General features: G+C 62.2%; 18 protein-coding genes. 17 read left to right on the forward strand and 1 reads right to left on the reverse strand.

The window, feature by feature from the left end:
• Window positions 1-26: 26 nt before the first annotated feature.
• The 14 genes from KW841_RS16885 (at window position 27) to KW841_RS16950 (ending at window position 14,819) form a co-directional block, all read left to right on the forward strand.
• Window positions 27-959 (forward strand): 4-hydroxyproline epimerase, encoded by a 933-nt coding sequence (locus KW841_RS16885; RefSeq protein ID WP_218478354.1) that lies wholly within the window; start codon window positions 27-29, stop codon window positions 957-959.
• Complete coding sequence (locus KW841_RS16890) at window positions 956-2,071, forward strand: FAD-binding oxidoreductase (protein ID WP_218478356.1); 1,116 nt, start codon at window positions 956-958, stop codon at window positions 2,069-2,071. Before KW841_RS16885 ends, KW841_RS16890 begins: the two co-directional genes overlap by 4 nt.
• Window positions 2,064-2,300 (forward strand): 2Fe-2S iron-sulfur cluster-binding protein, encoded by a 237-nt coding sequence (locus tag KW841_RS16895; RefSeq protein ID WP_007994312.1) that lies wholly within the window; start codon window positions 2,064-2,066, stop codon window positions 2,298-2,300. Before KW841_RS16890 ends, KW841_RS16895 begins: the two co-directional genes overlap by 8 nt.
• On the forward strand, window positions 2,297-3,553 hold the full coding sequence (locus KW841_RS16900) for an FAD/NAD(P)-binding oxidoreductase (protein ID WP_218478373.1): 1,257 nt from the start codon (window positions 2,297-2,299) through the stop codon (window positions 3,551-3,553). Before KW841_RS16895 ends, KW841_RS16900 begins: the two co-directional genes overlap by 4 nt.
• Window positions 3,554-3,627: 74 nt before the next feature.
• The gene (locus KW841_RS16905; RefSeq protein WP_033052353.1) at window positions 3,628-4,377 is read left to right on the forward strand and encodes an AraC family transcriptional regulator; all 750 of its coding nucleotides are present in this window, start codon (window positions 3,628-3,630) and stop codon (window positions 4,375-4,377) included.
• A gap of 410 nt (window positions 4,378-4,787) precedes the next feature.
• Window positions 4,788-5,606, forward strand: a complete 819-nt coding sequence (locus KW841_RS16910; protein WP_102701649.1) for a transporter substrate-binding domain-containing protein — start codon at window positions 4,788-4,790, stop codon at window positions 5,604-5,606.
• A 10-nt stretch (window positions 5,607-5,616) separates the two neighbouring features.
• Window positions 5,617-7,395 (forward strand): aconitase X, encoded by a 1,779-nt coding sequence (locus KW841_RS16915; RefSeq protein WP_218478376.1) that lies wholly within the window; start codon window positions 5,617-5,619, stop codon window positions 7,393-7,395.
• On the forward strand, window positions 7,388-8,053 hold the full coding sequence (locus tag KW841_RS16920; protein ID WP_007997725.1) for an amino acid ABC transporter permease: 666 nt from the start codon (window positions 7,388-7,390) through the stop codon (window positions 8,051-8,053). The genes KW841_RS16915 and KW841_RS16920 overlap by 8 nt, the downstream gene beginning before the upstream one ends.
• Before the next feature lie 10 nt (window positions 8,054-8,063).
• A complete protein-coding gene (locus KW841_RS16925; RefSeq protein ID WP_218478377.1) occupies window positions 8,064-8,714 on the forward strand; it encodes an amino acid ABC transporter permease in 651 nt (216 codons plus the stop codon).
• On the forward strand, window positions 8,707-9,429 hold the full coding sequence (locus KW841_RS16930) for an amino acid ABC transporter ATP-binding protein (RefSeq protein ID WP_047530195.1): 723 nt from the start codon (window positions 8,707-8,709) through the stop codon (window positions 9,427-9,429). The genes KW841_RS16925 and KW841_RS16930 overlap by 8 nt, the downstream gene beginning before the upstream one ends.
• A 117-nt stretch (window positions 9,430-9,546) precedes the next feature.
• Window positions 9,547-10,575, forward strand: a complete 1,029-nt coding sequence (locus KW841_RS16935) for a proline racemase family protein (protein WP_218478387.1) — start codon at window positions 9,547-9,549, stop codon at window positions 10,573-10,575.
• A 125-nt stretch (window positions 10,576-10,700) separates the two neighbouring features.
• Window positions 10,701-11,618 carry a dihydrodipicolinate synthase family protein gene (locus KW841_RS16940; RefSeq protein WP_095966736.1) on the forward strand — a complete coding sequence of 306 codons (918 nt, stop codon included), beginning with the start codon at window positions 10,701-10,703 and terminating at the stop codon, window positions 11,616-11,618.
• Window positions 11,619-11,690: 72 nt separating this feature from the next.
• On the forward strand, window positions 11,691-13,085 hold the full coding sequence (gene abaF, locus KW841_RS16945; RefSeq protein ID WP_218478398.1) for a fosfomycin efflux MFS transporter AbaF: 1,395 nt from the start codon (window positions 11,691-11,693) through the stop codon (window positions 13,083-13,085).
• Between the two features lie 153 nt (window positions 13,086-13,238).
• Window positions 13,239-14,819: an aldehyde dehydrogenase (NADP(+)) gene (locus KW841_RS16950; protein WP_218478408.1), complete on the forward strand. Its 1,581-nt coding sequence runs from the start codon at window positions 13,239-13,241 to the stop codon at window positions 14,817-14,819.
• A 125-nt stretch (window positions 14,820-14,944) separates the two neighbouring features.
• Here KW841_RS16950 and KW841_RS16955 read toward each other — a convergent pair whose 3' ends face one another.
• On the reverse strand, window positions 14,945-15,952 hold the full coding sequence (locus KW841_RS16955; protein ID WP_218478411.1) for an Ldh family oxidoreductase: 1,008 nt from the start codon (window positions 15,950-15,952) through the stop codon (window positions 14,945-14,947).
• Between the two features lie 460 nt (window positions 15,953-16,412).
• Here KW841_RS16955 and mexE point away from each other — a divergent pair, with 460 nt between their 5' ends.
• From mexE to KW841_RS16970, 3 genes are read left to right on the forward strand one after another with little or no spacing between them, the layout of a single operon-like run.
• Window positions 16,413-17,666 (forward strand): multidrug efflux RND transporter periplasmic adaptor subunit MexE, encoded by a 1,254-nt coding sequence (gene mexE, locus KW841_RS16960; protein WP_218478414.1) that lies wholly within the window; start codon window positions 16,413-16,415, stop codon window positions 17,664-17,666.
• A 12-nt stretch (window positions 17,667-17,678) separates the two neighbouring features.
• Window positions 17,679-20,858, forward strand: coding sequence for an efflux RND transporter permease subunit (locus KW841_RS16965; RefSeq protein ID WP_218478416.1), 3,180 nt, complete (start codon window positions 17,679-17,681; stop codon window positions 20,856-20,858).
• Window positions 20,858-22,279: an efflux transporter outer membrane subunit gene (locus KW841_RS16970; protein ID WP_007970590.1), complete on the forward strand. Its 1,422-nt coding sequence runs from the start codon at window positions 20,858-20,860 to the stop codon at window positions 22,277-22,279. The genes KW841_RS16965 and KW841_RS16970 overlap by 1 nt, the downstream gene beginning before the upstream one ends.
• The last annotated feature ends 385 nt before the right edge of the window (window positions 22,280-22,664 follow it).

Below are 22,664 nucleotides of genomic sequence, written 5' to 3' on the forward strand. Positions count from 1 at the left end.
CTCAACCGAATGGACGTGGCCCTCCCATGAAACGCATCTCTGTGATCGACTCCCACACCGGCGGCGAACCGACCCGCCTGGTGACCGCCGGCTTTCCTGAGCTGGGCACTGGCAGCATGGCCGAACGGCGCCAGGTATTAGCCGAACAGCATGATCAATGGCGCGCCGCCTGTATGCTGGAACCACGGGGCAGTGACGTACTGGTGGGCGCCCTGCTCTGCACGCCGGTAGACCCTGGTGCCTGTGCCGGGGTGATTTTCTTCAATAACACCGGTTATCTGGGCATGTGCGGCCACGGCACCATCGGCCTGGTTGCGTCGTTGGCGCACCTGGGCAAGATCGGCCCCGGCGTGCACAGCATCGAAACGCCTGTGGGCACGGTGCAGGCAACCCTGCACGAAGACCATTCGGTGAGTGTGCGCAACGTGCCGGCCTACCGTTATCTCAAGGCGCTGGCGGTGCAGGTGCCGGGCATCGGCCAAGTGGTCGGTGATATCGCTTGGGGCGGCAACTGGTTTTTCCTGGTCGCCGAGCATGGCCTGCGGGTGGCCGGCGACAACCTCGAAGCGCTGACCGCTTACACCTTCGCCGTGCAGCAGGCACTGGAAGCCCAAGGCATTCGCGGTGAAGACGGCGGTTTGATCGATCACGTCGAGTTGTTCGCCGATGACGATCACGCCGACAGCCGCAACTTCGTGCTCTGCCCCGGCAAAGCCTACGATCGTTCGCCCTGCGGCACCGGCACCAGCGCCAAACTGGCATGCCTGGCGGCCGACGACAAGTTGCAACCGGGGCAGATCTGGCGCCAGGCCAGCGTCATCGGCAGCGAGTTCGAGGGTTCCTACGAACTGCAGGGTGAGCGCATCGTGCCAACCATTCGTGGTCGCGCGTTCATCAGTGCCGAGGCGAGCCTGATCATCGAACAGGACGACCCGTTCGCCTGGGGCATTCGTCCATGAACGAGGGCCGGGTGGCCGATGTGATCGTGATCGGCGCCGGCATTATCGGCGCCGCCTGTGCCCAGGCGCTGGCCCGTCGCGGCTTGCAGGTGCTGGTGTTGGACGCCGGACTGCACGGGGCCACGGCCGCCGGCATGGGCCACCTGCTGGTACTCGACGACAACCCCGCCGAACTGGCCCTGAGTCAATATTCGTTGCAGCGCTGGCGCGAACTGGGCGCGGACCTGCCCGACAACTGTGCCTACCGCTGCAACGGCACGCTGTGGCTGGCGGCCAATGCCGAAGAAATGGCGGTGGCCCATAGCAAATTCCTCAACCTGCAAGCCCAGGGCGTGGCTTGCGAACTGATCGGTGCCAATGCCCTGCGCCAGCGCGAACCGGAACTGAGCGAAGGACTGGAAGGTGGCTTGCTGATCAATGGCGACGGCATTCTGTACGCCCCGGCGACGGCCGGATGGATGCTCGAAACACCGAACATCCGCCAGCGCCGGGCGCGGGTCAATACGGTCGATGGCAACCGCGTCTGCCTCGATGATGGGCACTGGTTGAGTGCCGATGCCGTGGTGTTGGCCAACGGTATTCAAGCCAACGAGCTGTGCCCGGAATTGCCCATCGAGCCGAAAAAAGGCCACTTGCTGATCACTGACCGCTACCCCGGCAGCGTCACCCATACCCTGGTGGAACTGGGTTACGTCACCAGTGCCCACAACGCCACGGGGCCGTCGACCGCCTGCAATATCCAGCCGCGCCCCACCGGGCAACTGTTCATCGGGGCCTCGCGGCAATTCGCAACCACCGACCCGCAGGTCGAAGGCTGGATGCTCGCGAAGATGCTCAAGCGTGCCGCCGAGTACATGCCGGGGCTGGCCCGGCTCAATGGCATCCGTGCCTGGACCGGTTTCCGCGCTGCCAGCCCCGACGGCTTGCCGCTGGTGGGTCAACATCCACAACATCAAGGCTTGTGGCTGGCAGTCGGTCACGAAGGACTGGGCGTAACCACCGCCCCCGGCACCGCCGATTTACTGGTGGCGCAACTGTTCGACGAAGCCCCACCACTGGCCGCACAACCTTATCTGCCCCAGCGTTTTCTCGGAGAACCGGTCTATGCCTGAATTGTTGCTGGACGGCCACGCCCTGAAAGTCGCCGAAGGCACCAGCGTCGCCGCTGCCCTGGCGTTGGCCAGTGACGGCTGCACGCGCACCTCGGTCAGCGGTCAGCGCCGTGCGCCGCTGTGCGGCATGGGCATTTGCCAGGAATGCCGGGTGACCATCGATGGCCGGCGTCGCCTGGCTTGCCAGACCCTGTGCCGTGACGGTATGCAGGTGGAGACTCGCCCATGACTGAGTACGCTGATCTGTTGATCATTGGCGCTGGCCCTGCCGGAATGAGCGCCGCCCTTGCCGCCGCCCCCAGCGGCGCGCGCATTGTCATGCTCGACGACAACCCGCTGCCGGGCGGGCAAATCTGGCGCGACGGACCTCAAGCCAACGTACCCGGTCAAGCCCGGCGCCTGCGCGAGCGTCTGGCGTCGTGCAACAACATCCGCCATCACGCCGGTACTCGGGTGATCGCCGCCCCCGGCGCGAAACAACTGCTGGTGGAAAATGACGCCCATGGCTGGTTGATCAGCTACGACAAACTGATTCTGTGCACCGGCGCCCGTGAATTACTGCTGCCCTTCCCCGGCTGGACCCTGCCGGGTGTCACCGGTGCGGGTGGTTTGCAGGCGTTGATCAAGGCGGGTTTGCCAGTGCAGAACGAGCGCGTGGTGATTGCCGGCAGCGGCCCGCTGTTACTGGCCAGTGCCGCCACCGCCAAACAGCATGGCGCGCAAGTGCAACGCATCGCCGAACAAGCCAGCCGCAGCGCCCTCGCCGGTTTCGCCGCGCAACTGCCGCGCTGGCCCGGTAAATGGCTGCAATCGTTCAGCCTGTTCGACCACCGCTACCGCACTGCCACCCACGTATTGGCGGCGCTTGGCACCGACCGAGTCGAAGGCGTGCGCCTGCAACAACAAGGCAACATCGTCGAACTGGAATGTGATCGGCTGGCCTGTGGCTTCGGGTTGATTCCGAACATCCAGTTGGGTCAGGCACTGGGTTGCGCCATCGAAGATCAAGCCATCGCGGTGGATGCCTGGCAGGCCAGCAATCGCGCCGATCATTATGCGGCGGGCGAATGCACAGGGTTCGGCGGCAGTGAGCTGGCCTTGGTGGAAGGTGCGATTGCCGGCCACGCTGCAGTCGGCAATCTGCAAGCCGCCAGGCAATTGTGGCCGCGCCGGGCGCGCTGGCAGGGTTTCGCCAAGGCGCTGAACAGCGCGTTCGCCCTCGACCCGCGACTCAAGTCCCTGGCCCAACCCGACACCCTGGTTTGCCGCTGCGAAGACGTGCCGTACGCGGCATTGACCGGTCACTCTGACTGGCGCGAAGCCAAACTCGCCAGTCGCTGCGGCATGGGCGCCTGCCAGGGCCGGGTGTGTGGCGGCGCAGTCCGGCATTTGTTTGGTTGGCAGCCCTCGGCACCGCGCCCACCCTTCAGCCCGGCGCGGATCGAAACCTTGATGTCCCTGGACGATACCCCGCCGGCGTGATGACCACGCCTGGGGTTTCGGCCACGCTGCCGAGTCTCTATGATCCCGGGGGTCACCTTCAGACTCCCGGCGCCATGTATCCATCGCTCACCACCTTCAAACCTTGCGACCTGCCGACGCTGCTGAACAGCCTTCAGCCCATCGCGCCGCTGCTCGATACCCTGTCGGACGTGGTGTTTTTCATCAAGGACTGCGAGGCCCGCTACGCCTTCGTCAACCAGACCCTGGCCCGGCGATGTGGCTTCAAACACAGGGACGAGCTGCTGGGGCGCACCGCCGAAATGGTCTTCCCGGAACGCTTCGGTCCGCTGTACACCGAGCAGGATCGGCGAGTGCTGTCCAGTGGTCGCGAACTGGCCGATCAGCTGGAGTTGCATTTGTATTATGGCAATCAGCCGATCTGGTGCCTGACCCACAAACTCGCCCTGAAGGATGAGCAGGGTCGGATCGTGGGCCTGGCCGGTATCTCCCGCGACCTGCAATCACCGCAGTCGAACCATCCGGCTTTCCAGAAACTCGCCGCCGTGGATGCCCATATCCGCCGCCACTTCGCCCGCTCCATCAGCCTCGCCGAACTGACCGCCATCGCTGGCTATTCCGTGGCGCAATTGGAGCGGCACTGCAAACGGGTGTTCCAACTCACCCCACGGCAAATGATTCATAAGGCGCGCCTGGAAGAAGGTTCGCGGTTGTTACTGCACACCGAATTGCCGATTACCGAGATTGCCTTGCGCTGTGGTTACACCGACCACAGTGCCTTCAGCCGGCAGTTTCGGGCGCTGACCAGTTTGTCGCCGAGTCAGTATCGCGATAACCAGCGTTAGGCGGGTGATGAAGAGTGTTCTTCCGGGCCTCATCGCGAGCAAGCTCGCTCCCACAGGGAATCGCATTTACCTTGCGCACGCGGTCAATTGTGGGAGCGAGCTTGCTCGCGATGAGGCCCGCCCATCCACCACAAAAACCTGCAATGAACCGATAAGCAGGCACGTACCTCTCGCCTGCCAGTGTTCCCTAAAGGGGCGCCCGCGCTACCGCTGCTCCCATATGTAACACCCGCCCCCGATACCTTGGCGTCACCGTGCGCCGGGTTGCAGCACTACAAAACCTCTACGCCAAGGCCTGACAACTAATTCACCCCTCGGACTGGAAATAGGCACGCTGATTGCTATTGTTAATATCGTATACGAAATCCCCAATACGATATTCAACAGCACTTCACATCAACGAGGCCTCTATGAAAAACCCCGCATTTGCCGTAGCCCTCAGCGCTGTTCTCGGTACCTCCTTTATCGCCACTGCGCAGGCCGACAAGCTCGACGACATCATCGGTTCGGGCAAGCTGCGCTGCGCCGTGACCCTGGACTTCCCGCCCATGGGCTTTCGCGATGCCAGCAACTCGCCGGCCGGCTTCGATGTGGACTATTGCCGCGACCTGGCGAAGATCCTCGGGGTCGAGGCCGAGGTGGTGGAAACGCCGTTCCCGGATCGCATTCCGGCACTGGTCTCCGGCCGGGCTGACGTGATCGTCGCGTCCACCTCCGACACCCTCGAACGCGCCAAGACCGTTGGCCTGACCGTGCCCTACTTTGCCTTCCAGATGGTGGTGCTGACCCGCGACGACACCGGCATCAATGACTTCGACGACCTCAAGGGCAAAGCAGTGGGCAACACCAGCGGCACCTATGAGGCCATCGCCCTGGAGAAAGACGTCAAGAACTGGGGCTCGGGCAGCTTCCGAGCCTACCAGTCGCAAAACGATACCCTGCTGGCCGTCACCCAAGGCCACATCGATGCCACCGTGGTCACCAACACCGTGGCCGCCGCCACCCTCAAGTCGGGCAAATACAAAAACCTGAAAGTCGCCGGTAACGCCCCTTACGTCATCGACTACGTGTCCCTGGGCGCCAAGCGCAGCGAGTACGGCCTGCTCAATTACCTCAACCTGTTCGTCAACCAACAGGTGCGCACCGGTCGCTACAAGGAGCTGTTCGTTAAATGGGTCGGCACCGAGATCTCGCCGACCAACCTGACCGTGCCTCAGGTCTACTACTGAGATGTCCGGCATGCCTAGGCCAATGTCTCTGACCGGGTGCAGCCTGGTGGCGGGTGCCGCGCAAGGCGCCCTGCTGTTCGCCGATGTCGGCTTGAGTTTCTGGGGCGGAGTCGATCCCTGCACGGGTGAAGTCATCGACCGCCATCACCCGCTCAGCGGCCAACACCTGGCCGGCCGCGTACTGGCGATTCCCAGTGGTCGCGGCTCGTGCACCGGCAGCAGTGTGTTGATGGAACTGATCAGCAACGGCCATGCACCGGCGGCATTGGTGCTGGCCGAAGCCGACGAGATCCTGACCTTGGGCGTGCTGGTGGCGCAGACCATTTTTGCCCGTTCCCTGCCGGTGCTGTGCATCGGTCGGGAGGCTTTCGCCGCCATGCGCGGCCAGGCCTTCGCCCGGGTCGAAAATGCAACGCTGAGCCTGTTCGATCACCTGCCGGGCGACGCCTGGCAGGCGCTCGACAGCCCATTACCAGACACTGACAGCACCGCCTCGATCAGGCTCACCGAGCACGATCGGGCGCTGCTCGATGGCCGGCATGGCAAGGCCGCGCAAATGGCCATGCAGATCGTCCTGCGCATGGCCGAACTGCAGGGTGCCGACCACTTGGTGGATGTCACGCAAGCACACATCGACGGCTGCATTTACACCGGCCCTGCGAGCCTGCGCTTTGCCGGGCAACTGGTGCAATGGGGAGCAAAAGTACGAGTGCCCACCACCCTCAATTCAATTTCCGTCGACCAGCGCCGTTGGCGCGAACTGGGTATCGACCCGGCACTGGGTGAACCGGCCAGTGCCTTGGGCGATGCCTATATGGCGATGGGCGCACAGCTCAGTTTCACCTGCGCGCCGTACCTGCTCGACACTGCACCGAAGGCTGGCGAGCAAATCGTCTGGGCGGAATCCAACGCAGTGGTCTACGCCAACAGCGTGCTCGGTGCACGCACCCTGAAATACCCGGATTACCTGGACATCTGCATCGCCCTCACCGGTCGTGCCCCGCTGATCGGCTGCCACCTGGACGCGCCACGCAAGGCTCGGTTGCAGATCGAGTTGCCGGCCCTCGGTGAACTGGACGATGCCTTCTACCCGCTGCTGGGTTACTACATTGGTGCCCTGGCCGGCAGTCGCGTGCCGCTGGTGCTGGGGCTGGAAAAACGCAAGCCGAGCCTGGACGACCTCAAAGCCTTTGGCGCGGCCTTCGCCACCACCTCTGCGGCGCCACTGTTCCACATCGCCGGGGTCACGCCGGAGGCCATTGACCCGGCGCAGGTGCTGGATGCGGACATTTCCATTGCCGTGGAAAAAATCCGCCTGAAGGACCTGCTGCGCAGTTGGCGCGAACTCAACAGTGCTCGCGACAACCGGGTGGATGTGGTGTCGCTGGGTAACCCGCACTTTTCCCTCAGCGAGTTCGCTCACCTGGCGCGACTGTGCCGGGGACGACAAAGACACCCGGATGTGGTGCTTGCCATCACCTGCGGCCGTGCCGTGTTGGAGCAAGCCCGCGAGGCCGGGCACATCGCCGTGATCGAAGCGTTTGGCGCGACCCTGGTCACCGACACCTGCTGGTGCATGCTCGGCGAACCCGTAATCCCCCTGACGGCTAAAACCCTGATGACCAACTCGGGCAAATACGCCCACTACGCACCGGGCCTGGTCGGCCGCAAGGTGCACTTCGCCAGCCTTGCCGAATGCGTCGACGCGGCCTGCACCGCAACGGCCAGCGGACGTTTGCCGGCCTGGCTACAACCTGCTGCCCTACTGGAGAGCCCTGCGCATGTTTGACTACAGCTTCCAATGGCGCTCCGCCCTGCGCGCCCTGCCGGACATGCTTGCCGGTGCCATCGTCACCTTCGAAACCGCCGCGCTGTCGATGATCTTCGGCGTGCTGATCGCCCTGGCCCTGACGGTGATGCGCGAGGCCAAGCATCCTCTGCTGCGCGGTTTCGGCAACGGCTGGGTGTCGATTGCCCGCAACACCCCGTCGCTGTTCCAGATCTACATCCTCTACTTCGGCCTCGGTTCGCTGAACCTGCACGTCAGTTCCTGGTTCGCCCTGCTGGCCGGGATCACCTTCAACAATGCCGGGTATCTGGCGGAGAACTTTCGCGGCGGCCTCAAGGCCGTGCCTGACACGCAGGTGCGTGCGGCGCGTTCCCTCGGCATGAGTGCCTTCCAGGCCTACCGCATGATCATCGTCCCGCAACTGCTGCGGATCGTGTTCTACCCGCTGACCAATCAGATGGTCTGGGCGGTGTTGATGACGTCGCTGGGGGTGATCGTCGGACTGAACAATGACCTGACCGGTGTGACCCAGGAATACAACGTCAAAACCTTCCGCACCTTCGAGTATTTCGCCATCGCAGCGGTGCTGTATTACTTGATTGCCAAGGCGATCGTCGCGGCAGCCCGGCTGATGGCCTGGCGGTTGTTCCGTTACTGAGGAGCTGTCCATGTTTTCCACCGATTTTTCCTCGAATGACCTGATGTTCCTGCTCAACGGTGCATGGGTCACGATACAACTGACGTTCTGGTCGATCATTCTCGGCTCCTTGGCCGGGTTGTTCTTCGGCCTGCTGCGGGCCTTGTTGCCACGGGCCAGCCAGCCGCTGGCCTGGGTGCTGGACGTGTTTCGCAGCGTGCCGTTGCTGATCCAGTTCGTACTGTTCAACTCACTCAAAAGCATCATCGGTTTGAACATCAGCGCCTTTAGCGTCGGCTGCATTGTGTTGGGGGTTTACGCTGCGGCGTACTTCACCGAGATCGTGCGGGCCGGCGTGCTGGCGGTGCCGTTCACCGTGCGCCGGGCCAGCCGTTCGCTGGGGCTGAGCTTCTTGCAGGACTTGCGCTGGATCGTCCTGCCGATGGCCACCCGGGTAGCGTTCCCCGGCTGGCTGAACCTGGTGCTCGGTGTAATGAAAGACACCGCGCTGGTGATGTGGATCGGCATCGTCGAACTGCTGCGCGCCTCGCAAACCATCGTCACCCGCATCCAGGAACCGTTGCTGGTGCTGTGCATCGCGGGCCTTATCTACTACGTCATGAGCCTGGTGGTCGCACGCCTGGGCGCTCGTCTGGAAAGAAGGTGGCAAGAAAATGATTGAGATCGACAACGTACATAAATCCTTCGGCAACCTCGAAGTGGTCAAGGGCGTCAACCTGACGGTCAACAAGGGCGAAGTGGTGTCGATCATCGGCGGCTCCGGCTCCGGCAAATCGACCTTGCTGATGTGCATCAACGGCCTGGAACCGATCCAGAAAGGCAACATCCGCGTTGATGGCGTCGAGGTCCATCACAGCGCCACCGACCTCAATCGCCTGCGGCAGAAAATCGGCATTGTGTTCCAGCAATGGAATGCCTTCCCGCACCTGACGGTGCTGGAAAACGTCATGCTCGCTCCGCGCAAAGTGCTGGGCAAAAGCAAGGCTGAGGCTGAAGAGCTAGCGGTGAAGCAACTGACCCACGTCGGCCTGGGCGACAAGCTCAAGACTTTCCCCGGCAAGCTGTCCGGTGGACAGCAACAACGCATGGCCATCGCCCGCGCCCTGGCGATGTCACCGGACTACATGCTGTTTGACGAAGCCACCTCGGCCCTCGACCCCCAGTTGGTCGGTGAAGTGCTGGACACCATGCGCATGCTCGCCGAAGACGGCATGACCATGGTGTTGGTGACCCACGAAATCCGCTTTGCCCGGGACGTGTCCGACCGTGTGGCGTTCTTCCGCAATGGTCTGGTGCATGAGATTGGTTCGCCGGACCAGGTGATTGGCAATCCGGTGCATGCGGAGACTGCGGCGTTTCTGAAATCGGTGAAATAGCGACTGGCCTCATCGCGAGCAAGCTCGCTCCCACAGGGTTTGATGGTGTACACAAAATCAGTGTGGGAGCGGGCTTGCTCGCGAAGGGGCCCTAACAGATAAAACAAGGATCAAGTCATGCGTTCATCAAAAGTCATTCATGTAGTCAGCTGCCACGCCGAAGGCGAAGTCGGCGACGTGATCGTCGGCGGTGTCGCCCCGCCGCCCGGCGCCACCGTGTGGGAACAGTCGCGCTGGATCGCCCGGGACGAAACCCTGCGCAACTTCGTCCTCAACGAACCCCGCGGCGGCGTGTTCCGCCACGTCAACCTGCTGGTCCCGGCCAAGGACCCACGGGCGCAGATGGCCTGGATCATCATGGAACCGGCGGACACCCCGCCGATGTCCGGCTCCAACTCATTGTGCGTCGCCACCGTATTGCTCGACAGCGGCATCCTGCCCATGACCGAGCCGCAAACCCGCCTGGTGCTGGAAGCGCCCGGCGGCCTGATCGAAGCCGTGGCCGACTGCCGCGATGGCAAGGTGCAACGGGTGGAAGTTAAAAACGTGCCGTCCTTCGCTGATCGGCTGGATGCGTGGATTGAAGTCGAAGGCATCGGCTCGCTGAAGGTTGACACCGCTTATGGTGGCGACAGTTTTGTGATTGCCGATGCCAAAGGCCTGGGTTTCTCCATCCGCCCGGATGAAGCAGCCGATCTGGTCGCGACCGGGCTGAAAATCACTCGAGCGGCCAACGAACAACTGGGCTTCGTGCATCCGCTGAATCCCGAGTGGTCGCACATTTCCTTCTGCCAGATCGCCGCGCCCATCGTCCATGAGAACGGCATCGCCACCGGCGCCAATGCGGTGGTGATTCAACCGGGCAAGATCGACCGCTCCCCCACCGGCACGGGTTGCTCGGCGCGCATGGCGGTGTTGCAGGCCAAAGGCTTGATGCAGGTTGGCGAGCGCTTTGTCGGCCGTTCGATTATCGGCTCCGAGTTCCACTGCCGCATTGATTCGCTGACCGAAGTCGCCGGCCGCGCCGCGATTTACCCGTGCATTTCCGGCCGGGCGTGGATCACCGGCACCCATCAATTGCTGCTCGACCCAAGCGATCCGTGGCCACAAGGCTATCGCCTGTCCGACACCTGGCCCGGCGCCTGATCACGCAATCCCTGCCCCCCAGACCAACGGCCAGTAAAAACCCCTGAAAACCAAAAAAAGCACTAGCCGAGCATCGTCATTTTAAATATCGTATACGAAATACAATTAACGAACCGGAGGCAACAATGAGCAAGCGCATTAACTGGAGTGGCGTCTTCCCAGCGGTGACCACTCAATTCAACGATGACTTCTCCATCAACCTGGAAAAAACCCATCAGGTGATTTCCAACGTGATCCGCGACGGCGTGTCAGGCCTGGTGGTCTGCGGCTCGGTGGGTGAAAACACCTCGCTGACCGCCGAAGAAAAAATCGCCGTGACTGAAGTCGCTGTCGATGCCGCCCGCGGTCGCGTACCGGTGATTTGCGGCGTGGCCGAGTTCACCAGCCTACAAGCGGCCAAGGTCGCCAATGCCGTACGCCGGGTCGGCGTCGATGGCGTGATGCTGATGCCGGCGCTGGTCTACGGTTCCAAGCCGTTCGAAACCGCCGAGCATTACCGCTACGTGGCGAAAAACGCCGACGTGCCGCTGATGGTCTACAACAACCCGCCTATCTATAAGAACGACGTCACCCCGGACATCCTGATTTCCCTGGCCGACTGCGACAACGTGGTGTGCTTCAAGGATTCTTCCGGCGACACCCGCCGCTTCATCGACGTGCGCAACGAAGTCGGTGACCGTTTCGTGTTGTTCGCCGGCCTCGACGACGTGGTGCTGGAAAGCATCGCCGTGGGTGCCGAAGGTTGGGTCTCGGGCATGTCCAACGTGTTCCCGAAAGAAGGCGAAACCATCTTCCGCCTGGCCAAGGCCGGTCGTTTCGCCGAAGCCATGCCGATCTACGAATGGCTGATGCCGATCCTGCACCTCGATGCCCGTGCCGACCTGGTGCAGTGCATCAAACTGTGTGAAGCCATTGCCGGTCGCGGCAGCGCCTTGACCCGTCCGCCACGCCTGGCCCTGCCGGAAGCCGACCGCGTATTCGTCGAGCAGATCATGGCCAAGGCGCTGGCCAACCGCCCGGAACTGCCGGACGTCGGTCTCTGAGCGATTGCCGGGCGGGTCTGTACTGGCCCCGCCCGGCTGCCCGTTTTTTGCGTCTCAACAAGGTACGTCAGCATGCCGAATCCTCAACACACGCAAAGCGCAACCACACCCTCGGGACTCAAACGCGTGGTGGCCGCCGCCATGGCTGGCACCGTCGCCGAATGGTATGAATTCTTTCTCTACGGCACCGCCTCGGCATTGGTTTTTGGCAAGCTGTTCTTCCGCCAGACCGACAGCCCCATCGACGGCATCATTGCCGCCTTCGCCTTGTACGCGGTCGGCTTTCTCGCCCGGCCGTTAGGCGGTTTGGTATTCGGTCACTACGGTGACAAACTCGGCCGCAAACGCCTGCTGCAACTGAGCCTGGTAGTGGTCGGCATCACCACCTTCCTGATGGGTTGCCTGCCTGGCTTCGACCAGATCGGTTACGCAGCACCGGTGCTACTGGTGCTGTTGCGGTTGATCCAGGGCTTCGCTTTCGGTGGCGAATGGGGCGGCGCGATTCTGCTGGTGTCCGAGCACTGCCCGGACAATCGTCGGGGCTTCTGGGCCAGTTGGCCGCAAGCCGGGGTGCCGGCTGGCAACCTGGTGGCCACGCTCGCCCTGCTGCTGTTGTCGTCGAACCTGTCAGAGCAACAGTTCCTTGCCTGGGGCTGGCGCGTGGCGTTCTGGTTCTCGGCGGTAGTCGTGTTGATCGGTTACTGGATTCGCACCAGCGTCGATGACGCGCCGATCTTCAAGGAAGCCCAGGCCCGTCAGGCCCAGACCAAACAGCAACAGCTCGGTGTGGTGGAAGTGCTGCGCCATCACTGGCGTTCAGTGCTGGTGGGAATCGGCGCTCGCTTTGCCGAGAACATCCTCTACTACACCGTAGTGACGTTCTCGATTACCTATCTGAAACTGGTGGTGCACAAGGACACTTCGCAAATTCTGCTGCTGATGTTCGGCGCGCACCTGGTGCACTTTTTCCTGATTCCCCTGATGGGCTATCTGTCGGACATCATCGGGCGCAAGCCGGTGTACCTGACCGGCGCGGTGCTCACAGCATTCTGGGGTTTCATCGGTTTCCCGATGATGGACACCGGCAACAACTGGCTGATCATGGCCGCCATCACCCTGGGCCTGGCCATCGAGTCGATGACTTATGCGCCTTACTCGGCGCTGATGGCTGAACTGTTCCCGACCCACGTACGCTACACCGCTCTGTCCCTGTGCTACCAGGTGGCGCCGATCTTCGCCGGTTCCCTGGCACCGCTGATCGCCATCACCTTGCTCAACAAGTACCAAAGCTCGACTCCGATCGCCTGGTATCTGGTGGGCGCCGCGCTGATTTCCGTGGTGGCTGTCGGCCTGACCCGCGAGACCCGTGGCAAGTCATTGCGCCAGGTGGATGCCGAGTCGGCGGCGCGGGTTGCTGCACTGGACCCAGCCTCGACTAGCCCACGCCGGGCCGATTCTCTGGCCTGAGTAAATCCCTGTGGGAGCGAGCTTGCTCGCGATGGACGTCAACGATAACGCGTGTTGTCTGAATGGAAGCGTTGTCCTTGCGTTTTTCGCGAGCAAGCCCGCTCCCACAAAGGTTTTGTGTTGCTACCCCGTTTTTCGACAGGAGCTTTTTTGATGTCTGAGATCCTTGGCCACAACTATATCGGCGGAGCGCGCAGCGCCGCCGGCGGCATCATCCTGAAAAGCCATGACGCCAGCACCGGCGAAGCACTGCCCTACTCTTTCGTGCAAGCCACCGCGCAAGAAGTCGACGCGGCCGCCCAGGCCGCTGCGGCCGCCTATCCAGACTTTCGTAATTTGCCGGCGACGCGCCGGGCGCAATTCCTTGAAGCCATCGCCGCGCAACTGGATGCCCTGGATGACGAGTTCATTGCCCTGGTGACCCGCGAGACCGCCCTGCCCAGCGCCCGGATTCAGGGCGAGCGCGGCCGCACCAGCGGCCAGATGCGTCTATTCGCCCAGGTCCTGCGTCGGGGCGATTTCTACAGCGCGCGCATCGACCGTGCCCTGCCGGAGCGTCAGCCGCTGCCACGGGTTGACCTGCGCCAGTACCGGATCGGCGTCGGCCCGGTGGCAGTGTTCGGCGCCAGCAATTTTCCGTTGGCCTTTTCGACTGCTGGTGGCGATACCGCAGCGGCACTGGCCGCCGGTTGCCCGGTGGTGTTCAAGGCCCACAGCGGGCACATGGCAACTGCCGAATGCGTGGCCAATGCGATCCTGCGCGCCGCCGAGCAGACCGACATGCCCAAGGGTGTGTTCAACATGATCTACGGCGCTGGTGTCGGTGAAGCGCTGGTCAAGCACCCGGCGATTCAGGCCGTCGGTTTCACCGGCTCGCTCAAAGGTGGCCGTGCCCTTTGCGACATGGCCGCTGCACGGCAACAACCCATCCCGGTGTTCGCCGAGATGAGCAGCGTCAATCCAGTGTTGGTATTGCCCGATGCCTTGCGCGCGCGGGGCGAGAAAATCGCTGGTGAACTGGTGGCATCGGTGGTCCAGGGTTGCGGGCAGTTCTGCACCAATCCGGGGTTGGTCATTGGTATTCGCACGCCTGAATGGACGGCGTTCACTGCGCAACTAAGCAACCTGATGGCCGAACAACCGGCGCAAACCATGCTCAATGCTGGCACCCTCGGCAGCTATGAAAAAGGGGTGCAGGCCTTGCTCGAGCATCCGGGCGTGACGCACCTGGCGGGCCACGACCAGCAGGGCAATCAGGCGCGGCCGCAACTGTTCAAGGCCGACGTCAGCCTGCTGCTCAATGGGGATCCGCTGCTACAGGAAGAAGTGTTCGGGCCGACCACCATTGTCGTTGAAGTGGCGGACAAGGTTGAGCTGCGGCAGGCGTTGAACGGCTTGCACGGGCAACTGACCGCGACATTGATTGGCGAAGCAGCGGATCTTCAGACCCATGCGGATCTGCTGATACTGCTGGAACAAAAAGTCGGCCGGGTACTGTTCAACGGTTACCCCACCGGGGTCGAAGTCTGCGATGCCATGGTCCATGGCGGGCCTTACCCTGCAACCTCCGACGCCCGTGGCACATCGGTTGGCAGCCTGGCCATCGAGCGATTCCTGCGTCCGGTGTGCTACCAGAACTGCCCGGACGCCTTGCTACCCGACGCCTTGAAAAACGCCAACCCACTGGGGATTGCACGGCTGGTGGATGGCAGTAGCCAACGCGAGCCGGTTTAACAACACGACCTCCTGTGGGAGCGAACTTGCTCGCGATAGCGGTGTGTCAGTCGACGAAAATGTTGAATCTGATGCCCTCATCGCGAGCAAGCTCGCTCCCACAGGAGTGGGCGCGCCCATTCCATTCAAGCCAGCAGTGCTTTCAGGTCGTTGTACAGCGCCTCGGGAATTTGCACGCCTTCCACCAGGCTGCGTGCCCTCGCCGCGTATCGTCGTTGCGACGGCAAGCGTGCGCCCTGCCCTTCAATGCCTTGGAACAACGTTTCGGCCCGGGCCAAATGCTCTTCAGTGGCGTCCCCCAGAAAGCGCCGAGGGTCAAGGGCGATGATCAACTCGCCATGGTACGGCGACGACTTGCTGCCCCCGTCGTAAGCCAACGACTCGGCACTGGTCAGGTCACCGATCAGCGGCCCGGCAATCAACTCCACCATGGCCGCCAGCGCCGAACCCTTGTGCCCGCCGAACGTCAGCATCGCGCCGCTGTCAAGCACCACGTTGGCGTCGGTGCTCGGCTGGCCTTGGGCGTCCACGCCCCAACCTTCGGGTATCGCCTTGCCGGCACGCCGGTGCAGTTCGATATCACCGCGGGCAATCGCGCTGGTGGCGAAGTCGAACACAAACGGATCTTGCCCCGCACGCGGCCAACCGAAGGCAATGGGATTGGTGCCGAACACCGGCAGTCGTCCTCCAGCCGGCGCCACCCAGGCGTGGCTCGGATTACACGCCAGCGCCACCAGACCGGTGGCCGTCAGCTGCTCGATCTCCACCCACAGCGCCGAGAAATGTACACAGCGGTTGATTGCCAACGCCGCAATGCCGTTGGCCCGGGTTTTCTGCGCCAGCAACGGGAGCCCCGCCTGAAACGCCAACTGCGAAAACCCACCGCCAGCATCCACCCGCACAATCGCCGGCGCCTGGTCGATCACCTGTGGCTGGGCATCGGCCGACACCTTGCCGGCCCGCAGGGAATTCACACACCCCAGAATCCGGTACAAACCGTGGGAGGCACAGCCATCACGTTCGCCAACCACCACCGTCGCCGCCACCGCTTGTGCATGGGCCAGATTAAAACCGTTGTGCAACAAGATCGATTCAGCCAACTCACGGGCTTCGATCAGGCTCAGTCGGATCATGGTCATCTCCTTGGACAGACCGGTCAGAGTGGTCTATCCGAGGCGTCATGGCTTGATGGGTTTGGGCATTGGCGGTGACGAAATTGGCACAGTGCAGGCCGCTGGCCCCCGTTGAACCAATGGCTGATGACGGGTCCATGATCCTGATTGTGCAGAAGGCTGCTGGCCTCTTCGCGAGCAAGCCCGCTCCCACATTGGTTCTGTGGTGTACATGATCCCCCTGTGGGAGCGGGCTTGCTCGCGAAGGGGGCGACTCGGTCCCAAGCCTGATCTTTGCAGACGAGGCAACACAGAATTGTCATCAATCCAATTGATCGCCGATTAATCAAAGGCGCAATCTAGAGGGCTGGCTCGGGCCTCATATCATTCCGAATGATAGTTACCTTCGCCCCATTCGATTCGTGAGATACAAACCCGCCGCGCATCATTCGCCAATCTCAACACATTGGCGGATGCATCCATGGAACAGTCATTCAAACATTTGCGCTTCCCTTTGGCTTTGTTGGCCGTAGTGGTGATCAGCGCTTGCGGCAAGGCCCCGGAAACCGCCGCCACGATGCCGGCAGCCAAGGTCAGCGTGGCCAAGGTGCTGGAACAACCGGTCAACGAGTGGGACGAATTCACCGGGCGCCTGGAAGCGCCGGAAACCGTTGAAATCCGTCCTCGGGTCTCCGGCCAGATCGATGAAGTGGCATTCACTGAAGGCGCTCTGGTCAAGAAAGGCGACCTGCTGTTCCAGATCGACCCGCGTCCGTTCCAGGCTGAGGTCCGCCGCCTCGAAGCCCTGGTTGCACAATCGCGCGCCAATGCCACTCGCAGTGAAAACGAAGCCCAGCGCGGTGAGCGCCTGCGCACCAGCAACGCCATTTCCGCCGAGCTGGCCGACTCGCGCACCAGTGCCGCCCAGGAAGCCCGCGCCGCCGTCGGTGCGCTTCAGGCACAGCTCGACCTGGCCAAGCTCAACCTGAGTTTCACCCGCGTCACCGCACCGATCAGCGGCCGTGTCAGCCGTGCGGAAATCACCGCCGGCAACCTGGTGACCGCCGACACCACGCCGCTGACCAGCGTGGTCTCCACCGACAAGGTCTACGCCTACTTCGACGCGGACGAGCGTGTGTTCCTCAAGTACACCGAGCTCGCTCGCCAGGGCAAACGCGGCGCTACCACCCCGGTTTACATGGGCCTGTCCAACGAGGACGGCAACCCGCACCAGGGCGTGATGAATTTCGTCGATAACCAGGTCAACCCGAAGACCGGCACCATCCGTGGCCGCGCCGTGTTCGACAACAGCGATGGCAGCTACACCCCGGGCCTGTATGCACGCCTGAAACTGGTGGGCAGCGGCACCTACAGCGCCATGCTGATCAACGATGAAGCGGTCGGTACCGACCTGGGCAAGAAGTTCGTGATCGTGATGGACGGCGACAACAAGACCGCCTACCGCGCGGTGGAACTGGGGCCGAAGATCGAAGGTTTGCGCATCGTGCGCAGTGGCCTGAACAAGGACGACACCATCATCGTCAAGGGCCTGCAACGGGTACGTCCCGGCTCACCGGTCACCCCTGAAGTGATTCCGATGGCCAGCGAACAAACCCTCGCGGCACTCGCACAACAACGCCAAGCGCTGGAAGCCAGCAACCTGCCCCAAGTCGCGCCTGCCAAGGTCGCGCCGGGCACGGCTGTGAAACTGGCTGCCACGACCCCACGCGGTTAAGGGATTTTTACGATGAATTTTTCCCAATTCTTCATTTCGCGGCCGATCTTTGCAGCGGTGCTGTCGCTGCTGATCCTGATCGCCGGTGCGATCTCGCTGTTCCAGTTGCCGATCAGCGAATACCCGGAAGTCGTGCCGCCGACCGTGGTGGTGCGCGCCAACTTCCCGGGTGCCAACCCGAAAGTCATCGGTGAAACCGTGGCCGCTCCCCTGGAGCAGGCCATCACCGGCGTCGAGAACATGCTGTACATGTCCTCGCAGTCGACCGCCGACGGCAAGATCACCCTGACCATCACCTTTGCCCTGGGTACCGACCTGGACAACGCGCAGGTGCAGGTGCAGAACCGCGTGACCCGGACCGAGCCGAAACTTCCCGAGGAAGTGACGCGTATCGGTATCACCGTGGACAAGGCATCGCCCGACCTCACCATGGTTGTGCACTTGACCTCGCCGGACAAACGCTACGACATGCTCTACCTGTCCAACTACGCGATCCTCAACATCAAGGATGAGCTGGCACGGCTGGGCGGTGTCGGTGACGTGCAACTGTTCGGCATGGGCGACTACTCGCTGCGTGTCTGGCTCGACCCGAACAAGACCGCTTCGCGCAACCTGACCGCCACCGATGTGGTCACCGCGATTCGTGAACAGAACCGCCAGGTGGCCGCCGGTGCCTTGGGTGCACCCCCTGCCCCGAATGCCCAAAGCTTCCAGCTGTCGGTCAACACGCAGGGCCGTCTGGTCAGTGAGGAAGAGTTCGAGAACATCATCATTCGCTCTGGCGACAACGGTGAAATCACTCGCCTCAAGGACATCGCTCGCGTCGAGCTGGGTTCCAGCCAGTACGCCCTGCGTTCGCTGCTGAACAATCAGCCGGCGGTGGCGATCCCGATCTTCCAGCGCCCTGGCTCCAATGCCATCGAGATCTCCAACGAAGTCCGGGCGAAAATGGCCGAACTGAAGAAGAGCTTCCCCGAAGGCATGGACTTCAGCATCGTCTATGACCCGACGATCTTCGTGCGCGGCTCCATCGAGGCGGTGGTTCACACCCTTTTCGAAGCACTGATCCTCGTGGTACTGGTGGTGATCCTGTTCCTGCAGACCTGGCGCGCTTCGATCATTCCGTTGGTGGCTGTGCCGGTTTCGTTGATCGGTACCTTTGCCGTGATGCACCTGTTCGGCTTCTCGCTCAACGCCCTGTCGCTGTTCGGCCTGGTACTGGCCATCGGTATCGTGGTGGACGACGCCATCGTGGTGGTGGAGAACGTCGAGCGGAACATCGAGCTCGGATTGACCCCGGTGGAAGCCACCAAACGCGCAATGCGTGAAGTGACCGGCCCGATCATTGCCACGGCGCTGGTGCTGTGTGCGGTGTTCGTTCCGGCGGCGTTCATCTCCGGCTTGACCGGGCAGTTCTACAAGCAGTTCGCCCTGACCATTGCGATTTCCACGGTGATCTCGGCCTTCAACTCCCTGACCCTGTCGCCGGCGCTGGCTGCTGTGTTGCTCAAGGGCCATGACGCACCGAAAGACCGTTTCTCCAGGGTGCTGGACAAGATGTTTGGCGGCTGGTTGTTCCGTCCGTTCAACCGTTTCTTTGAAAAGGCCAGCCATGGTTATGTCGGCACCGTTGCCCGTGTGATCCGCTCAAGCGGCATCGCCCTGCTGCTGTACGCCGGCCTGATGGTCCTGACCTTCTTCGGTTTCTCCAGCACCCCGACTGGTTTCGTACCCGGCCAGGACAAGCAATACCTGGTGGCCTTCGCGCAATTGCCGGATGCCTCGAGCCTGGACCGCACCGAAGACGTGATCAAGCGCATGTCCGACCTGGCGCTGAAACAGCCTGGCGTGGAGAGCGCGGTGGCCTTCCCTGGCCTGTCGATCAACGGTTTCACCAACAGCCCGAACGCAGGCATCGTGTTCGTGACGCTCAAACCGTTCGACGAGCGTAAAGACCCGAGCATGTCCGCCGGTGCGATTGCCGGTGCCTTGAACGGCCAGTACGCGAACATCCAGGAAGCTTATATGGCGATCTTCCCGCCGCCGCCGGTGCAAGGCCTGGGTACCATTGGTGGTTTCCGCCTGCAGATCGAAGACCGGGGCAACCTGGGTTACGACGAGCTGTACAAGGAAACCATGAATATCATTGCCAAGAGCCACAACGTGCCGGAACTGGCCGGCCTGTTCACCAGCTATACGGTCAACGTACCGCAGGTCGATGCCGCCATCGACCGGGAAAAGGCCAAGACCCACGGCGTAGCCGTCAGCGACATCTTCGACACCCTGCAGATCTACCTGGGTTCGCTGTATGCCAACGACTTCAACCGCTTCGGGCGCACCTATCAGGTCAACGTTCAGGCCGAACAGCAGTTCCGCCTCGAATCCGACCAGATCGGCCAATTGAAAGTGCGTAACAACAAAGGCGAGATGATCCCGCTGGCGACCTTCATCAAGGTCAGCGACACCTCGGGCCCTGACCGCGTGATGCACTACAACGGCTTCATCACCGCTGAAATCAACGGTGCGGCAGCCCCCGGCTACAGCTCCGGCCAGGCCGAAAAAGCCATCGAGAAACTGCTCAAGGAAGAACTTCCGAACGGCATGACCTACGAATGGACCGACCTGACCTACCAGCAGATCCTGTCCGGCAACACCGCGCTGTTCGTGTTCCCGCTCTGCGTACTGCTGGCGTTCCTGGTACTGGCGGCCCAGTACGAAAGCTGGAGCCTGCCACTGGCAGTGATCCTGATCGTACCGATGACCCTGCTGTCGGCCATCACCGGTGTGATCGCTTCCGGCGGTGACAACAACATCTTCACCCAGATCGGCCTGATCGTACTGGTGGGCCTGGCGTGCAAGAACGCGATCCTGATCGTCGAGTTCGCCAAGGACAAACAGCTGGAGGGCCTTAACCCGCTGGCCGCGGTACTGGAAGCTTGCCGTCTGCGTCTGCGGCCGATCCTGATGACCTCCTTCGCGTTCATCATGGGTGTTGTGCCGCTGGTGTTCTCCAGCGGTGCCGGTGCCGAAATGCGTCACGCCATGGGTGTGGCGGTGTTCTCCGGGATGCTCGGGGTGACCTTCTTCGGTCTGTTGCTGACGCCAGTGTTCTACGTATTGATTCGTAACTTTGTCGAGCGTGGCCAGGCGCGCAAAGCCGCCAAGGTCGCCCTGAAGCTGGAGTCGCACTGATGAGTTTGAAAGCCTTCCTGCCGAGCCTGCTGGTCCTGGCCTTGAGTGCCTGTGCCGTGGGTCCGGATTACCAGACGCCCAACACCGAGGCGGCCAACATCACGGCCGCCACCGATGGCGCCGCCGGCCAGAAGAACTTTGACCGTTCGCGTTTCGAAGGCATCTGGTGGCAGCAGTTCGAAGACCCGACCCTCAACCAGTTGGTGACGCAATCGCTCAAGGGCAACCGTGATTTGCGCGTCGCGTTTGCCCGCTGGAAAGCCGCACGGGCCATCCGCGATGACATCAGTAACGACAACTTGCCGGTCGTCACCAGCCGTGTCAGCAGTGACTTGGGCAAAGGCCAGATTCCTGGCCAGACCACCGATCGGGTCAACAGCGAACGCTACGACCTGGGCCTGGACATGGCCTGGGAGATCGACCTGTTTGGGCGTATCCAGCGCAACCTGGAATCGGCGAATGCCGAGCAACAATCGCTTGAAGCCGATCTGTATCAGCTGCAGGTGAGCATGATTGCCGAACTGGTGGATGCCTACGGTCAACTGCGCGGTGCGCAACTGCGGGAAAAGATTGCCCTGGCCAACCTGGAGAACCAGCAGGAGTCGCGCAAGATCACCATCAACCTGCGTGATGCCGGCGTCGGCGATCAGCTCGATGTGGAACGTGCCGATGCCCGCCTGGCGTCGGTCGAAGCCAGCGTGCCGCAATTGCAGGCCGAACAGGTTCGGGAGAAGAACCGTATCGCCACGCTGCTGGGCGAGCGTCCGGACAAGCTGACCGTGGATCTGAGCCCGAAAGACTTGCCGGCGATTGCCAAGGCCTTGCCGATCGGTAATCCGGGTGAGCTGCTGCAACGCCGGCCGGACATTCGCAGTGCCGAGCGCAAACTGGCGTCGGCCACGGCGCGGATCGGCGTGGCCAAGGCCGACCTGTTCCCGCAAGTCAGCCTCAGCGGCTTCCTTGGCTTCACCGCCGGGCGTGGTTCGCAAATCGGTTCCTCGGCGGCCAACGCCTGGGCGCTCGGCCCGAGCATCACCTGGGCAGCGTTTGACCTGGGCAGCGTGCGCGCCCGTTTGCGCGCCGCCGACGCTGATGCCGAAGGCGCCCTGGCGACGTACGAGCAGCAAGTGTTGCTGGCGCTGGAAGAATCGGAAAACGCGTTCAGCGACTACGGCAAGCGCCAACAGCGCCTGATCTCGTTGATTCGCCAGAGCGAGTCCAGCCGTTCGGCTGCCGATCTCGCCGAGATTCGCTACCGCGAAGGCACCGCCGATTTCCTCGTGCTGCTCGACGCTCAGCGTGAACGCCTGGCGGCCGAAGACACCCAGGCCCAGGCTGAAGTCGATCTGTATCGCGGCATTGTCGCGATCTACAAGGCCCTCGGGGGCGGCTGGCAACCCGAGACGGTCGCCAGCAATTAACCCGATGGTTTGAAGCGCTCCTTTGGTTGGCCGCAACCAACCAATTCCTTTGCCCTGCGTCTCATTCGGTCGCGGGGCTTTTTTTGGTTCTTCACGCATTTCCGGGGAACTGTAGGAGCCAGCCTGCTGGCGATGGACTCAAGTGCGTCGCGTTTATCCAGTTCACACGCGTAATCGTTGACGACCATCGCTGGCAAGCCAGCTCCCACAGGGGACCGCGTCCGAGTCAAAACCAGTGAAAGCCCAAAAAAAGGTTCTTCACGGAACCTTTTTTTTCCTTTCCAAAGCAATGCATATCCCTTGTAGGAGCCAGCCTGCTGGCGATGGACTCAAGTGCGCCGCGTTTATCCAGTTCACACGCGTAATCGTTAACGACCATCGCGAG

Origin of the sequence: Pseudomonas sp. PDM28 (genome assembly GCF_019219115.1) — a bacterium.
Taxonomy (GTDB): domain Bacteria; phylum Pseudomonadota; class Gammaproteobacteria; order Pseudomonadales; family Pseudomonadaceae; genus Aquipseudomonas; species Aquipseudomonas laurylsulfatiphila.

Excerpts from the sequence above, each read along its gene's own strand:
- KW841_RS16885 (WP_218478354.1), top strand. The coding sequence starts at position 27 with ATGAAACGCATCTCTGTGATCGACTCCCACACCGGCGGCGAACCGACC.
- KW841_RS16890 (WP_218478356.1), top strand. The coding sequence starts at position 956 with ATGAACGAGGGCCGGGTGGCCGATGTGATCGTGATCGGCGCCGGCATT.
- KW841_RS16895 (WP_007994312.1), top strand. The coding sequence starts at position 2,064 with ATGCCTGAATTGTTGCTGGACGGCCACGCCCTGAAAGTCGCCGAAGGC.
- KW841_RS16900 (WP_218478373.1), top strand. The coding sequence starts at position 2,297 with ATGACTGAGTACGCTGATCTGTTGATCATTGGCGCTGGCCCTGCCGGA.
- KW841_RS16905 (WP_033052353.1), top strand. The coding sequence starts at position 3,628 with ATGTATCCATCGCTCACCACCTTCAAACCTTGCGACCTGCCGACGCTG.
- KW841_RS16910 (WP_102701649.1), top strand. The coding sequence starts at position 4,788 with ATGAAAAACCCCGCATTTGCCGTAGCCCTCAGCGCTGTTCTCGGTACC.
- KW841_RS16915 (WP_218478376.1), top strand. The coding sequence starts at position 5,617 with ATGCCTAGGCCAATGTCTCTGACCGGGTGCAGCCTGGTGGCGGGTGCC.
- KW841_RS16920 (WP_007997725.1), top strand. The coding sequence starts at position 7,388 with ATGTTTGACTACAGCTTCCAATGGCGCTCCGCCCTGCGCGCCCTGCCG.
- KW841_RS16925 (WP_218478377.1), top strand. The coding sequence starts at position 8,064 with ATGTTTTCCACCGATTTTTCCTCGAATGACCTGATGTTCCTGCTCAAC.
- KW841_RS16930 (WP_047530195.1), top strand. The coding sequence starts at position 8,707 with ATGATTGAGATCGACAACGTACATAAATCCTTCGGCAACCTCGAAGTG.
- KW841_RS16935 (WP_218478387.1), top strand. The coding sequence starts at position 9,547 with ATGCGTTCATCAAAAGTCATTCATGTAGTCAGCTGCCACGCCGAAGGC.
- KW841_RS16940 (WP_095966736.1), top strand. The coding sequence starts at position 10,701 with ATGAGCAAGCGCATTAACTGGAGTGGCGTCTTCCCAGCGGTGACCACT.
- abaF (WP_218478398.1), top strand. The coding sequence starts at position 11,691 with ATGCCGAATCCTCAACACACGCAAAGCGCAACCACACCCTCGGGACTC.
- KW841_RS16950 (WP_218478408.1), top strand. The coding sequence starts at position 13,239 with ATGTCTGAGATCCTTGGCCACAACTATATCGGCGGAGCGCGCAGCGCC.
- KW841_RS16955 (WP_218478411.1), bottom strand. The coding sequence starts at position 15,952 with ATGATCCGACTGAGCCTGATCGAAGCCCGTGAGTTGGCTGAATCGATC.
- mexE (WP_218478414.1), top strand. The coding sequence starts at position 16,413 with ATGGAACAGTCATTCAAACATTTGCGCTTCCCTTTGGCTTTGTTGGCC.
- KW841_RS16965 (WP_218478416.1), top strand. The coding sequence starts at position 17,679 with ATGAATTTTTCCCAATTCTTCATTTCGCGGCCGATCTTTGCAGCGGTG.
- KW841_RS16970 (WP_007970590.1), top strand. The coding sequence starts at position 20,858 with ATGAGTTTGAAAGCCTTCCTGCCGAGCCTGCTGGTCCTGGCCTTGAGT.